Raw genomic sequence first — 14,022 nt, 5'->3', positions numbered from 1 at the left:
GCCGCACTGCGGTAGACGCTTCAGGAGCGATCTGCCGGCCATGAGCCTGTCCGAGTCCTCAACTATCAGCAGCCGCCTGGCAGCCCTGGCACAACGCATGGGTCTGCTCGGCCGCAACTCACGGCAGATATTCAGCAAAGCCAGCGCCCTGCGCCTACCATTCAAACCGCTGCCTGCAGCGGTCGAGAGCATCTGCTGGCACGACGGCCCTCAATTGCAGCTCTTGCTCAACCTACCGCTCGGCGCGCTTTCCGGCCCCGTACAGGAAGACAAGGCCCGCGCGCACTCAGCGCTGTCTCAGGTCGTGGAAGCTCAATCCCAACAACTACAGACCTTCGACCTGCGCCTGATCGATGGCTTCGCCTGTCCGCCTTGCACACCTGGCTACGCGAGTTTCGAAGACTACGCAGCGAGCGAGCACTGCAAGCAGGTACGCATCATCAGCTACAAGGATTTCGTCAAAACCATCAGCCTGGCATTGCCGCGCTTTCTGGCTGGCGAGCCGATCGAACTGCGTCAGGCCAACTGGCGTGGCGCGCGGACGTTCTGGTTAGGAGAAATGCAAGGCGAAGCCTTTGCCGGCGCAGTTGCCTATGCACGCAGACGCGGGCTGGAAGTGCTACTGCCAGCCAATCTGCTGCGCTATCGATTGAATGAAGCGGGCCTGGACAACCTGCAGAGTCGTTATCACGTGCTGGCCATGCCGGAAGCCGCCTGGAGCGATCCCAGCTTCATGGGGTTGCTGCTGGACAACGGCATCCCCTATGCACGCCTGTCACTGCTGAAAAAAGCCGGCACTCCCGAGTTCCTCCTACTACCCAAAGAACATCAGGAAGCGACTGCATTGGGCGAAGGCTTGCGCCTGGCCGGCGCGCCGGACGTGCCTGGTCACTTGCGTCAGTTGGCTATCCAGCCCACCTGAACAGACCGATGCGCTATTCGTCGCAACCGCGCAACAAGCGTCCGATCATTTCCAGCGAATAACCACGGTAGGCCAGAAAGCGACCTTGTTGAGCACGCTCACGAACGTCAGCAGGCAGCCGACCGGCAAACTTGCGCTGCCAGGTTTCTCGCAATTGCTCAAACCAGTCGATACCACTTTCACGCAGAGCCTGATCAATATCGCCACGCGCCAGTCCACGCTGGCCAAGCTCCTCGCGAATACGCTGCGGGCCGTAACCAGCACGCGCACGATAAGCGACGAAGCTTTCCAGATAGCGGGCCTCGGATAACAAGCCCTCCTCAGACAGCCGCTGCAAAGCCGCGTCGATCATGTCCTCGGGTGCGCCACGCTTGCGCAGCTTGCGCGTAAGCTCGACACGCCCATGCTCACGTCGCGCCAGCAGATCCATGGCCGCTCGCCTGACGGCGAGCGGGTTATCCAGTACGACGGTCATGCTCTGACGACTTAGAAGTCGGCTTCAGCATCAGCCAGATCGGCAGCCGGAGCCTTGGCCGGCGCGCTGCTGACCAGCAGTTTCTCGCGAATCAGACCTTCGATCTCGCGCGCCACTTCCTGGTTGTCTTCCAGGTACTTGGCCGCATTGGCCTTGCCCTGACCGATCTTGTTGCCTTTGTAGCTGTACCAGGCGCCCGACTTCTCGACCAGGCCCTGCTGCACGCCGAGGTCGATGATCTCGCCATTACGGTAGATGCCCTTGCCGTAAAGGATCTGGAACTCGGCCTGACGGAAAGGTGGAGCGACCTTGTTCTTGACAATCTTCACACGGGTTTCGCTACCGACTACTTCCTCGCCTTCCTTCACCGCGCCGGTACGGCGGATATCAAGACGAACCGAGGAGTAGAACTTCAGTGCGTTACCACCGGTGGTGGTTTCCGGGCTACCGAACATCACACCGATCTTCATGCGGATCTGGTTGATGAAGATCACCAGGCAGTTGGCGTTCTTGATGTTACCGGTAATCTTGCGCAGCGCCTGGCTCATCAAACGAGCTTGCAGGCCGACGTGCATGTCACCCATCTCACCTTCGATTTCCGCCTTGGGCACCAGAGCCGCCACGGAGTCGACGATGATCACGTCAACGGCATTGGAGCGCACCAGCATGTCGGTGATTTCCAGCGCCTGCTCACCGGTGTCCGGCTGCGATACCAGCAGGTCATCGACGTTGACGCCGAGCTTGCCAGCATAGTCAGGATCGAGCGCGTGCTCGGCATCGACGAAGGCGCAGGTCGCGCCGAGTTTCTGGGCTTCAGCGATGACCGACAGGGTCAGGGTGGTCTTACCAGACGACTCAGGGCCGTAGATTTCGACGATACGGCCTTTCGGCAAACCGCCAATACCTAGTGCGATATCCAGACCCAGCGAACCGGTGGAAATGGCCGGAATCGCCTGACGGTCATGGTCACCCATGCGCATGACAGCACCCTTGCCAAACTGCTTCTCGATCTGACCCAGGGCAGCCGCCAAGGCGCGCTTCTTGTTCTCGTCCATTACCATCCTCACGTGTTCAGAAGGGCCTCAACGGCCGCCAACAACTGTATAAGTAGCCAGTATTATTCCACAGGGCAAGTCGCCCGCCTACCCCATTACTGGATTTTCCTCTGCCGACAGGCGCAGAAGCCCGGCCAGAGCGGCCTCGACCGTTTGTCGGCGCACCTCATCGCGATTACCGGTGAACTGCTCACGCACACTGAAGAGACGCTCACCATCGCCCCAGGCCAGCCAGACGGTACCTACCGGCTTTTCCTCGGAACCACCATCGGGACCCGCCACACCACTGACGGCAACCGCGTAACGCGCGCCACTATGCGCCTGCGCGCCACGCACCATGGCTTCGACCACCTCGCGGCTAACCGCGCCGACACTGGCGAAAAGATCAGCGCAGACACCCAGTTGCTTGGCTTTCTGGACATTGGAGTACGTCACGTAGCCCGCTTCGAACCAGGCCGAACTACCCGGTATGCGGGTGATCGCCTCGGCGATACCGCCGCCGGTGCAGGACTCCGCCGTCGTGACCTGAGCCCCCTGCTCTTTCAAGGCGACGCCCAGTTGTTCGGCCAGTTGGCTGATTCTGTCCATGTCCGTTCCTCACCGATAGAACGACAAACCCTACACAGCTTGACCTGTCAGTGGAAACGGCAAATTTCGTCTACTGTTATCTCGGGCGATGGAACGAGAGGAGACACTGCAATGTGGCTATCACGGAAAAAGGAGCACAGGGACGCGCCGGATCAGGGAGCAGCTGAGCTTCAGGCCATACGCCAATCGATGGCGATGATCGAGTTCACCCCGGATGGCATCATCCTCGACGCCAACCCAGCCTTTCTCAGCGTGGTGAATTACCGCCTGGAAGATATCGTCGGCAAACACCACCGCCTGTTCTGCGCCCGCAGCCTAAGTGAGAGTCTCGCCTACCAGCAATTCTGGCAACGCCTGCGCCAGGGGGAGCATTTCAGTGATCGCTTCCCAAGACTGACGCGAGATGGCAAGGAGGTCTGGCTGGAGGCGACCTATATGCCGATCCTCAATGGTCAGGGCAAGGTGACCAAGGTGATGAAGATCGCCACCGACATCACCCGCCAAGTCGCGGCTGAACACATGCACGAGAGCTACATCAAAGCCATCGACCGCTCCATGGCGGTGATCGAGTTCAACCTCGAAGGCGAGGTCGTGAATGCCAACCAGAACTTTCTCGACCTGATGGGCTATCGCCGCGAAGAAGTGATTGGCCAGCATCACCGGCTCTTCTGCCTTAACGAAGACAGCCACAGCGAGGGCTACCGGCAATTCTGGGCTCGCCTGAACAAGGGCGAGTTCATGTCCGACCGTTTTCGCCGCGTGACCAAACAAGGCCGCCAGGTCTGGCTGCGCGCCACCTATAACCCGCTGTATGACGCCAGTGGACGCGTCTACGGCGTGGTGAAATTCGCCAGCGACATCACCGCCCAGGTCGAGCGCCGCGACTCGGAAGCCGCTGCAGCCCAACTTGCCCATGACATCGCCAAGGAAACCGACGTATCCGCCGATCATGGCACCCGCACCGTGTCGCAAACCGTGGCCGTGGTCACCGACATTGCCAGTGAGTTGGCGAACGTGGCTGAACAGATAGAGGGTCTGAACAAACAGTCCGAACAGATCACCAGCATCGTTCAGGTCATTCGCAGCATTGCCGACCAGACCAACCTGCTGGCGCTCAACGCCGCCATCGAGGCCGCACGGGCGGGCGAACAAGGACGTGGGTTTGCGGTAGTCGCCGACGAGGTTCGGCAACTTGCCTCGCGTACCAGCCAGGCCACTCAGGAAATTAATGGGGTGGTGCAACAGAATCAGAATCTTGCCCGCAGTGCCGTCTCCAGCATGGCGACCACCCGAGAGCGAGCACGCCAGAGTGTCGACCTGGCCAACCAGGCTGGAGAAGTGATTCGCGAGATTCGTAGCGAATCGCAACGTGTAGTAGAAGCAGTGGCCCAGTTTTCGGTGACCTTCACCGACTGACAGGGAATTGCGTCAGATTCGCAGCCCACGTGAGGGACGAAGTATGGGAAAATTCCCGGCTTCGTCACACCAACCGCACGTAAGGCCCGGCATGACCGATCTCTCCGCACACACCCCGATGATGCAGCAATACTGGAAGCTGAAGAATCAGCATCCGGATCAGTTGATGTTCTATCGCATGGGTGACTTCTACGAGATTTTCTACGAAGACGCGAAGAAGGCAGCCAAGCTGCTCGACATCACTCTGACCGCACGCGGCCAGTCGGCCGGCCAATCGATCCCCATGTGCGGCATTCCCTTCCACTCGCTCGAAGGCTACCTAGCCAAGCTGGTCAAGCTTGGCGAGTCGGTGGTGATCTGCGAGCAGATCGGAGACCCGGCGACCAGCAAAGGCCCGGTGGAGCGCCAAGTGGTGCGCATCATCACTCCCGGCACCATTAGCGACGAAGCCCTGCTCGACGAACACCGCGACAACCTGCTGGCCGCCGTGCTTGGCGACGAACGCCTGTTCGGCCTGGCGGTGCTGGACATCACCAGTGGTCGCTTCAGCGTGCAGGAGATCAAGGGCTGGGAAAACCTGCTGGCCGAACTGGAGCGCCTGAGCCCCGCCGAACTGCTGATCCCGGATGACTGGCCGCAGGGCCTGCCAGCCGAGAAGCGCAAGGGCTCGCGCCGCCGCGCGCCCTGGGATTTCGAGCGCGACAGTGCCTTCAAGAGCCTGTGCCAGCAATTCGGCACCCAGGACCTGAAAGGCTTCGGTTGCGAGAACCTGACCCTGGCCATTGGCGCTGCCGGCTGCCTGCTCGGCTACGCCAAGGAAACCCAGCGTACTGCCCTGCCCCACCTGCGCAGTCTGCGCCACGAGCGCCTGGACGACACGGTGATCCTCGACGGCGCCAGCCGCCGCAACCTGGAACTGGACATCAACCTAGCCGGTGGCCGCGACAATACGCTGCAGTCGGTCATGGACCGCTGCCAGACCGCCATGGCCAGCCGTCTGTTGGGTCGCTGGCTGAACCGCCCGCTGCGTGATCGTGCAGTACTGGAGGCGCGACTGGACGCCATCGCCTGTCTGCTGGACGGCTATCGCTTCGAAACGCTGCAGCCACAGCTCAAGGAAATTGGCGACCTGGAGCGTATTCTCGCTCGTATCGGCCTGCGCAACGCCCGACCGCGTGATCTCGCCCGCCTGCGTGACGCTCTGGCTGCGCTGCCCGAGCTGCAGCAAGCGATGACCTCGCTGGACACGCCGCATCTGCAACAACTGGCCAGCACCATCGCCACCTACCCGGAACTGGCCGACCTGCTGGCCCGCGCCATCATCGACAACCCGCCCGCGGTGATCCGTGACGGCGGCGTACTGAAAACGGGCTACGATGCCGAGCTGGATGAACTGCAGGCGATGAGCGAAAACGCCGGCCAGTTCCTCATGGACCTGGAGGCCCGCGAAAAAGCCCGCACCGGCCTGGCCAACCTCAAGGTTGGCTACAACCGCGTGCACGGTTATTTCATCGAACTGCCGACCAAGCAGGCCGAATCGGCACCGGCTGACTACATTCGCCGACAGACGCTCAAGGGCGCAGAGCGTTTCATCACCCCGGAGCTGAAGGAGTTCGAAGACAAGGCGCTGTCGGCCAAAAGCCGCGCCCTGGCGCGCGAGAAGATGCTCTACGACGAGCTGCTCGAGCGCCTGATCGGACACCTGGCGCCGCTGCAGGACAGCGCATCAGCTCTTGCCGAGCTGGACGTGCTGAGCAACCTGGCCGAACGAGCACTGAATCTCGACCTGAACCGGCCGCGCTTCGTCGACGAGCCGTGCATGCGCATCGACCAGGGCCGCCACCCGGTGGTCGAGCAGGTGCTGACCACACCCTTCGTGGCCAACGACCTGGACCTCGACGACAGCCGCCGCATGCTGGTCATCACCGGGCCGAACATGGGTGGTAAATCCACCTACATGCGTCAGACCGCACTGATCGTGCTCCTGGCCCATATCGGCAGCTTCGTGCCGGCGGCAGCCTGCGAGCTGTCGCTGGTCGACCGCATCTTCACCCGCATCGGCTCAAGCGACGACCTGGCCGGCGGCCGCTCCACCTTCATGGTGGAAATGAGCGAAACCGCCAACATCCTGCACAACGCCAGTGAACGCAGCCTGGTGCTGATGGACGAGGTCGGCCGCGGCACCAGCACCTTCGACGGCCTGTCACTGGCCTGGTCGGCAGCGGAGCATTTGGCGCATCTGCGCGCCTTCACCCTCTTCGCCACCCACTACTTCGAGCTGACCGTACTCCCGGAAAGCGAACCGGTGGTGGCCAACGTGCACCTCTCGGCTACCGAGCACAACGAGCGCATCGTCTTCCTCCACCACGTTCAACCAGGCCCTGCGAGCCAGAGCTATGGCTTGGCCGTGGCACAGCTGGCCGGCGTCCCTGGCACGGTGATCAGCCGTGCGCGTGAACACCTGGCACGCCTGGAAACCACCAGCCTGCCGCACGACCTGCCACGCCAGGAACCCGGCAAAACGCAAGCACCGATGCAAAGCGATCTGTTCGCCAGCGTGCCGCATCCACTGCTGGAGCAATTACACAAGATCAATCCAGATGATCTGACTCCGCGCAAAGCGCTGGAGCTGTTATATACATGGAAGACGCAGATCTAACGCTCAATACAACAAACTGCTAGAATCGCGCGCAATTTTACGACCGCCCCGGTTTACAGCCTGAGCCGCGGCCACAGACAGAGCGCCTGGCAGCCCTTCACAGAAAGGGCCCAGGCCGCCGCCCGAGGAGAGAATCAGACATGACCTTCGTCGTCACCGACAACTGCATCAAGTGCAAATATACCGACTGTGTGGAAGTCTGCCCGGTGGACTGCTTCTACGAAGGCCCGAACTTCCTGGTCATCCACCCAGACGAGTGCATCGACTGCGCCCTGTGCGAGCCCGAGTGCCCAGCGCAAGCAATCTTCTCGGAAGACGAAGTACCAGAAGACCAGCAGGAGTTCATTGAACTGAACGCCGATCTGGCAGAAGTATGGCCGAACATCACCGAGAAGAAAGAGGCACTGCCGGACGCCGAAGAGTGGGACGGCGTGAAGGATAAACTGCAGCATCTGGAACGCTGAGTTCATCCAGAAATACAAAGACCCGCCAAGTGCGGGTCTTTTATTTTCTGAGCACAGGCCATGACGACATCAGGAACATAGGTGACGGTCCACAAGCGTGCCAGAAAAAATAGCGCGCAAAAAAAGGGGCGGCTTGCGCCGCCCACTTTTATTCCCTAATCCCTTTGTTTCCCAACTCATCGTCCTGATGAATCGCTTCTTGCGATGTTCCTAGTCATCATCCTGATGACCCGTGCTTGTCCCTGAGCACGGGTGTGATATTAGCCGTTCCAGGTTGCCGCACAACCAGACCAATCGTTGCCTAGTCTGTTTTGTTTATTTTTAAATTCATTTAAAAACAATAACTTATCTAACAAATAAGTGAAAATCATAAGTTTTAAGAACAAACACTGACAGCATCTGTAAGCGATGACTTACACGAGCGCGCATAAAAAACCCGGCCGAAGCCGGGTTCGTGATCAAGGGGATCGCCTCACTGAAACAAGGCGTCGCTGGAGAGACCGTTCTTCTCGAGAATCTCCCGCAGGCGCTTGAGCGCCTCGACCTGAATCTGCCGAACTCGCTCGCGAGTCAGGCCGATTTCCTGGCCCACCTCCTCCAGCGTACAGCTCTCGTGGCCGCGCAAACCGAAACGACGCACCACGACCTCACGTTGCTTGTCGGTCAGGTCGGAGAGCCACTGATCGATGCTCTGCGACAGATCATCGTCCTGCAACAGCTCGCAGGGATCGGTCGGGCGATCATCGGTCAGAGTGTCGAGCAACGTCTTGTCCGAGTCCGGACCGAGCGAGACGTCCACCGAGGACACTCGCTCATTGAGGCCGAGCATGCGCTTGACCTCGCCCACCGGTTTTTCCAGCAGGTTGGCAATTTCTTCCGCGGAAGGCTCATGGTCGAGCTTCTGGGTCAGTTCACGAGCCGCACGCAGGTAGACGTTGAGCTCCTTGACCACATGAATCGGCAAACGGATGGTTCGCGTCTGGTTCATGATGGCGCGTTCGATGGTCTGGCGGATCCACCAGGTTGCATAAGTCGAGAAACGGAACCCCCGCTCCGGATCGAACTTTTCCACGGCGCGAATCAGGCCGAGGTTACCTTCCTCGATCAGATCGAGCAGCGATAGACCACGGTTGACGTAACGCCGAGCGATCTTCACGACCAGGCGCAGGTTGCTCTCGATCATGCGCTTGCGCCCGGCAGGATCGCCCTTCTGCGCCAGACGCGCGAAGTGCACTTCCTCTTCGGGAGAGAGCAAGGGAGAGAAACCGATTTCGTTGAGGTAAAGCTGAGTGGCGTCTAGCGCCCGGGTGTAGTCGATGTATTTGTGTTGCTTGGAGGGGGTGGCGTTCTTGGCCTTGGTACGTGCGACCGGTGCTTCCACCTCATCGCCCTGAACCTCGCCGAAAACGATGCCTGGCTCCATGAGGAGCAGTTCATCGTCGACGTCAAACTCCGGCGCTTCTTTTTTGATGAGAGCCATTGTTGTTGTCCCTAGCTGAGTTCGACAACAGACTCTGGCGGAACCGTCCTGGCCATACCTGAGCCCGTCCCTCCTACGTGATGGCGTGGGTCAGCAGCGGATCAACGACGTGGCAGATATTGCAGCGGATCGACAGGTTTACCTTGGCGGCGAATCTCGAAGTGCAGCTTCACCCGGTCGGCCCCTGTGGACCCCATCTCGGCAATGCTTTGCCCGGCTTTGACCTGCTGCCCCTCCCGTACCAACAACCTGCGGTTATGACCGTAAGCACTTACGTAGGTATCGCTGTGCTTGATGATGATCAACTCGCCGTAGCCCCGCAAACCACTCCCGGCGTACACCACTGATCCATCAGACGCAGCTAAAACAGGCTGTCCTAATTCCCCGGCTATATCAATGCCTTTATTCAAACTGCCGTTTGAAGAGAATCGACTGATCACCGCACCCTGACTTGGCCAGGACCAACCACTGGCGGAGCGGCTTACCGGCGTTACCGGAGTAGTCGCTGGGGTGTTGGCCACAGGCGGCCTGGTCGGCTGCGTTGCGGGCGGCGCCGTCACGGCAACCGGCGGGCGACTGACTGGTTGGGAGACGACAGGCGAAGTCGACGTAGATGGCGCCGATGCCACCGGCTGACTGCTGCCTACCGGACGGTTGTCGAAACGGATCGTCTGGCCAACGCGGATCACGTAAGGATCACGCAGGCCGTTATGGGCAGCCAGTGCCTTCCAGTCCCAGCCGAAACGAAAGGCAATGGAATACAGCGTATCGCCACGCTGCACCACATAGTGGCCGCTGCGCACGGGCTGACGCTGTACCACTGGAGCACGCCCCTGGTTCTGTCCACGGTCGACCACTTGCACGCCACCTGGGGGCGAGCTGACGCAGCCGACCAACGCGCAGGCAGCAAGCATGGCCAGAGGCAGGCGAATGGCTGCTACTGCGCGGACTAGCACGTGAAGGACGGTCCAACTCACCCAACTGCTCCCTGAATGATTCCGAGTACGGCGCCTATTGTGCCGTATTTATTCGCTGCGACCAGTATCGACTGGCCGACGACTCGCCAGCCACTCCAAACCGAGCACTAGAACGATACCGCCGATTGCCAGTGCAACGGCAAACAGCAACTGCGGATCCTGGCCACTGATTTCGGCAAATTGCCCTGGCAGCAGGTTGCTCTCCAGTAACGGCACCTGCTCGCCCTTGCTGTCGATACGCCAGCTCAGGGTCTCTTTCCAGGGCCACACCTTGTTCAGCGAACCCAGCATCAGGCCGCTCAGAAACGCCAGGCTCAGATCGCGCCAGCGCGACAGCAGCCAACTGAGCAGGCGAGCGAAACTGAGAATACCCACCAGACAGCCACTGGCGAACACCGCCAGGACCAGTAGATTGAGGTCCTTCACCGCGCCCAGCACCACCGAGTACAGGCCGAGCAGCAACAGAATGAAGCTACCCGAGATACCCGGCAGGATCATCGCGCAGATGGCGATGGCGCCAGCCAGGAACAGGGTAGGCAAATCACTGCCCCACTGCATGGGAGCCGCAACGGTGATCCAGTAAGCGAAAGCCAGTCCCAGCACAAAGCTCAGCACCCGGCTCCAGTTCCAGCGGCTGATTTCCCGCCCGACCAGATAGGTGGAGACCAGAATCAGGCCAAAGAAAAACGACCATACTGGAATCGGGTGATGGTGCAGCAAGTAGGTAATCAGCCGCGCAAGAGTCAGAACGCTGGTGAGAATGCCGCAGAGCAGCACCAGCAGAAAGGTCGCGTTGGCCATCTGCCAGGCGTCCTTGATGCGGCCGCGCAGCAGCAGAAGAAGCGCTTCGGGAACACGGGCAATCGAATGCAGCAACTCGTCGTAAATGCCGCTGATGAACGCGATGGTGCCACCGGAAACACCGGGCACGACATCTGCAGCGCCCATGGCCAGCCCCTTGGCATAGAGCAGAAAATGTTTCTTCATGGATCCTTCCGGAGAGATAAAGCGATCAGGCCAGGGGCCCGTTGAGCAGCGGTACGAAGCGCACGGCGTCCAGGACGTGACGGGAAAAACCATCCGCTTCACGAATGATCAGCAGCAGTTGCTGCACATCGCCACTGCCGACCGGGATGACCAAGCGCCCACCTGGAGCCAGTTGGTCGAGCAAGGCCTGCGGCACCTGCGCGGCGGCGGCAGTGACGATGATGCCGTTATAAGGGCCGAGCGCGTTCCAGCCTTCCCAGCCATCACCCCAGCGAAAGACCACGTTGCGCAGCTTGAGTTCGGCCAGACGCTCCTTGGCACGATCCTGCAGCACCTGGATACGCTCCACCGAGAACACCCGCTCGACCAGTTGCGCCAGCACAGCGGTCTGGTAACCAGAGCCGGTGCCGATCTCCAGCACCTTGTCCAGCGGGCCGGCAGACAGCAACAGCTCGGTCATGCGCCCGACCATGTAAGGCTGGGAAATGGTCTGGTTGTGGCCGATGGGTAGCGCAGTGTCCTCATAGGCGCGATGAGCCAGCGCCTCGTCGACGAACAGATGACGCGGTGTACGGCGGATCACTTCCAGCACCCGCGCGTTGGACAGCCCTTCCTCGTAGAGGCGCTGAATCAATCGCTCACGGGTGCGCTGCGAGGTCATACCGATCCCGCTGCGCTGCATGTCGTCCTGTCCACGCATCAGAAGATGCCCTCCAACCAGCCATCCATCGTTTCGAGGGCCTCATTGAACGTGCGATCGAGCCGTAGCGGCGTGATCGATACATAACCTTGCATCACTGCATGGAAATCGGTGCCTTGGCTGCCGTCCTCGACATCCCCGGCCGCCGCGATCCAGTAACCTTCCTTACCACGCGGATTGACCACCTTGACCGGAGCCGCCGCGCGCGCGCGGTGGCCGAGGCGGGTCAATTGCACACCACGAATGTGTTCCAGCGGCAGGTTGGGCACGTTGACGTTGAGCACGGTGCGCGGTGGCAGCTCGAGCCGCTCGTGGGCTTCGACCAGCTTGCGGGCGAAATAGGCAGCGGTCGGCAGATTGTCGGGCAGACGCGAGAGCAACGAAAAGGCGAACGCCGGCTTGCTCAGGAAGCGGCCTTCCAACGCAGCGGCGACAGTGCCGGAATAGAGCACGTCATCGCCCAGGTTGGCGCCCAGGTTGATACCTGAGACGACCATGTCCGGTGTCTGCTCGAGCAACCCATTGAGCCCCAGGTGCACGCAGTCGGTCGGCGTGCCATTGAGGCTGATGTAACCATTGGCCAAGGCCGTCGGGTGTAGCGGACGGTCGAGCGTCAGCGCACTGCTGGCGCCGCTCTTGTCTTCGGCAGGCGCGATCACCACGCACTCGGCGTAGTCAGCCAGCGCCTGGTGCAACGCAGCGATACCGGGCGCGTTCACCCCGTCGTCGTTAGAAATCAGAATTCGCATGGAGTATCCGTCTGCCCTGCTGGCACCAGATCGAGCAATTCGCGCACCACCACGGTGGCGAAACACCCGGCCGGCAGGACGAATGCAAGTTGCAGAATATCGGGCTCGGGATAATGCCATGACAGGCCGCCGATGGGGAGGCGCAGAATTCGCCGTTCGTGCGCCATGTCCGCCTTGATCAGCCATTGCACCAGTTGCGCAGCCTGATCGGCTACCGCCTGCTCCAGCTGGTGGGTCTCAGCAGTGGTCGGCAAAGGCCCGTCGCCCCACAGCGGGCCGGTGGGGTGCAGATCGAGAATGGCCAGACGCGGGTCAATACACTCGGCCTCGCCAGCCATGAAGAAGCTGCGACTGCCAGTGAAGGCTAACAGGTCGCCGATCTGCGCCTGGTTCCAGGTGCCGGCAGCCACACGCTTGGCCAGTACCTGGTTGAACAGGTAGCTGCGCGCCGACGACAGCAGGCGCGAACGCAGGTTGCGCTGCACCGGCAGTTCTTGCCGCGAGGCAAAATCACGCGCCTGCTCGACGTTGCCGCCATCGAAGCCGAAGCGCTGCAAGCCGAAGTAGTTGGGCACCCCTTGTTCGGCCATACGCTGCAGGCGTTGCTCCAGCGCATCGCGGTCCGCCTCCAGAGCAGTCAGGCGCAAGGTGAAACCATTGGCAGCATGGGCGCCACGTTGCAGCTTGCGGTTGTGCCGCTGACTGCTGAGGATGGCCAGGTCATCGCCCTGCGCCGCCGTCAGATCAGGATCGGCCTTGCCTGGCAGATGCAGGCTGAACCATTGCCGAGTCAGCGCCTGGCGGTCCTTGAGGCCGGCATAGCTGACGGCCTTGAGCGGCAGCCCAGCAGCGCGGGCAATACGCCGGGCAGCCTCTTCGGTATTCAGACCGCGCTTTTCCACCCACAGCCAGAGGTGCTCACCCTGACCGGTGAGCGGAATGTCCAGTACCTCGTCGACCTGGAAATCCTCAGCCGTAGCCTTGAGTACCGCGCGCCCGCAGGCGTCGCCATGGGCACGCGGCCCGAGCAGTTGCAGTTCGTTCATGCCTTGACCAGCAGGGCCACGGCGTGCACCGCGATACCTTCCTCGCGCCCGGTGAAGCCAAGCTTCTCGGTGGTGGTGGCCTTGACGTTGACCTGATCCAGTTCCACGCCCAGATCCTCGGCGATACGCTCACGCATGTGCTGGATGTGCGGCGCCATCTTCGGCGCCTGAGCAATGATGGTGGCGTCGACATTACCCACCACGTAGCCCTTGGCACGTACCAGGCCCATCACATGACGCAGTAGCACCCGACTGTCGGCGCCCTTGAAGGTCGGATCGGTATCAGGGAAGTGCTTGCCGATATCGCCCAGCGCCACCGCGCCAAGCAAGGCATCGCTCAGGGCATGCAGCAGCACGTCGCCATCGGAATGCGCGACAAGACCGAATGTATGGGGAATCTGCACGCCGCCGAGGGTGATGAACTCACCTTCGCCGAAGCGGTGCACGTCATAACCATGACCGATACGCATAAAGAACAACGCCCTGAAAAAGTCAGGGCGTGAT

General features: G+C 60.9%; 14 protein-coding genes. 4 read left to right on the top strand and 10 right to left on the bottom strand.

Annotated features, from left to right (window positions below; translation table 11 throughout):
- Window positions 1-40: 40 nt before the first annotated feature.
- The gene (locus BM059_RS04735) at window positions 41-922 is read left to right on the top strand and encodes a DUF6685 family protein (protein WP_074937063.1); all 882 of its coding nucleotides are present in this window, start codon (window positions 41-43) and stop codon (window positions 920-922) included.
- A 13-nt stretch (window positions 923-935) separates the two neighbouring features.
- On the opposite strand, the gene recX is transcribed toward BM059_RS04735, so the two are convergent.
- From recX to BM059_RS04720, 3 genes are all read right to left on the bottom strand, one after another.
- Window positions 936-1,397: a recombination regulator RecX gene (recX, locus tag BM059_RS04730; protein ID WP_036998491.1), complete on the bottom strand. Its 462-nt coding sequence runs from the start codon at window positions 1,395-1,397 to the stop codon at window positions 936-938.
- A gap of 11 nt (window positions 1,398-1,408) precedes the next feature.
- A complete protein-coding gene (gene recA / locus BM059_RS04725) occupies window positions 1,409-2,452 on the bottom strand; it encodes a recombinase RecA (protein WP_036998492.1) in 1,044 nt (347 codons plus the stop codon).
- An 87-nt stretch (window positions 2,453-2,539) separates the two neighbouring features.
- Complete coding sequence (locus tag BM059_RS04720) at window positions 2,540-3,040, bottom strand: CinA family protein (protein WP_074937061.1); 501 nt, start codon at window positions 3,038-3,040, stop codon at window positions 2,540-2,542.
- A gap of 189 nt (window positions 3,041-3,229) precedes the next feature.
- On the opposite strand from BM059_RS04720, the gene BM059_RS04715 reads away from it, so the two are divergent.
- From BM059_RS04715 to fdxA, 3 genes are all read left to right on the top strand, one after another.
- Window positions 3,230-4,456: a methyl-accepting chemotaxis protein gene (locus BM059_RS04715; RefSeq protein ID WP_279626468.1), complete on the top strand. Its 1,227-nt coding sequence runs from the start codon at window positions 3,230-3,232 to the stop codon at window positions 4,454-4,456.
- A gap of 91 nt (window positions 4,457-4,547) precedes the next feature.
- The gene (mutS, locus tag BM059_RS04710) at window positions 4,548-7,115 is read left to right on the top strand and encodes a DNA mismatch repair protein MutS (RefSeq protein WP_074937060.1); all 2,568 of its coding nucleotides are present in this window, start codon (window positions 4,548-4,550) and stop codon (window positions 7,113-7,115) included.
- 140 nt (window positions 7,116-7,255) lie between these two features.
- On the top strand, window positions 7,256-7,579 hold the full coding sequence (gene fdxA, locus BM059_RS04705; RefSeq protein WP_017678218.1) for a ferredoxin FdxA: 324 nt from the start codon (window positions 7,256-7,258) through the stop codon (window positions 7,577-7,579).
- Between the two features lie 472 nt (window positions 7,580-8,051).
- Here fdxA and rpoS read toward each other — a convergent pair whose 3' ends face one another.
- The 7 genes from rpoS to ispF form a co-directional block, all read right to left on the bottom strand.
- The gene (rpoS, locus tag BM059_RS04700; RefSeq protein WP_074937058.1) at window positions 8,052-9,059 is read right to left on the bottom strand and encodes an RNA polymerase sigma factor RpoS; all 1,008 of its coding nucleotides are present in this window, start codon (window positions 9,057-9,059) and stop codon (window positions 8,052-8,054) included.
- A gap of 101 nt (window positions 9,060-9,160) precedes the next feature.
- Window positions 9,161-10,036, bottom strand: a complete 876-nt coding sequence (locus tag BM059_RS04695) for a peptidoglycan DD-metalloendopeptidase family protein (protein ID WP_083413228.1) — start codon at window positions 10,034-10,036, stop codon at window positions 9,161-9,163.
- A 48-nt stretch (window positions 10,037-10,084) separates the two neighbouring features.
- A complete protein-coding gene (locus BM059_RS04690; RefSeq protein WP_036998502.1) occupies window positions 10,085-11,023 on the bottom strand; it encodes a polyprenyl-phosphate transporter in 939 nt (312 codons plus the stop codon).
- Between the two features lie 25 nt (window positions 11,024-11,048).
- Window positions 11,049-11,723, bottom strand: a complete 675-nt coding sequence (locus tag BM059_RS04685) for a protein-L-isoaspartate(D-aspartate) O-methyltransferase (protein ID WP_036998504.1) — start codon at window positions 11,721-11,723, stop codon at window positions 11,049-11,051.
- Window positions 11,723-12,472, bottom strand: coding sequence for a 5'/3'-nucleotidase SurE (gene surE, locus BM059_RS04680; RefSeq protein WP_036998506.1), 750 nt, complete (start codon window positions 12,470-12,472; stop codon window positions 11,723-11,725). Before surE ends, BM059_RS04685 begins: the two co-directional genes overlap by 1 nt.
- Complete coding sequence (truD, locus tag BM059_RS04675; protein ID WP_074937054.1) at window positions 12,460-13,518, bottom strand: tRNA pseudouridine(13) synthase TruD; 1,059 nt, start codon at window positions 13,516-13,518, stop codon at window positions 12,460-12,462. Before truD ends, surE begins: the two co-directional genes overlap by 13 nt.
- Window positions 13,515-13,988 carry a 2-C-methyl-D-erythritol 2,4-cyclodiphosphate synthase gene (gene ispF, locus BM059_RS04670; RefSeq protein WP_036998512.1) on the bottom strand — a complete coding sequence of 158 codons (474 nt, stop codon included), beginning with the start codon at window positions 13,986-13,988 and terminating at the stop codon, window positions 13,515-13,517. Before ispF ends, truD begins: the two co-directional genes overlap by 4 nt.
- Window positions 13,989-14,022 lie beyond the last annotated feature (34 nt).

This window comes from Ectopseudomonas composti (genome assembly GCF_900115475.1).
Classification (GTDB): Bacteria; Pseudomonadota; Gammaproteobacteria; order Pseudomonadales; family Pseudomonadaceae; genus Aquipseudomonas; species Aquipseudomonas composti.
The sequence above is the reverse complement of the archived record's forward strand: the minus strand, read 5'-3'. Positions and strand labels throughout refer to the sequence as shown.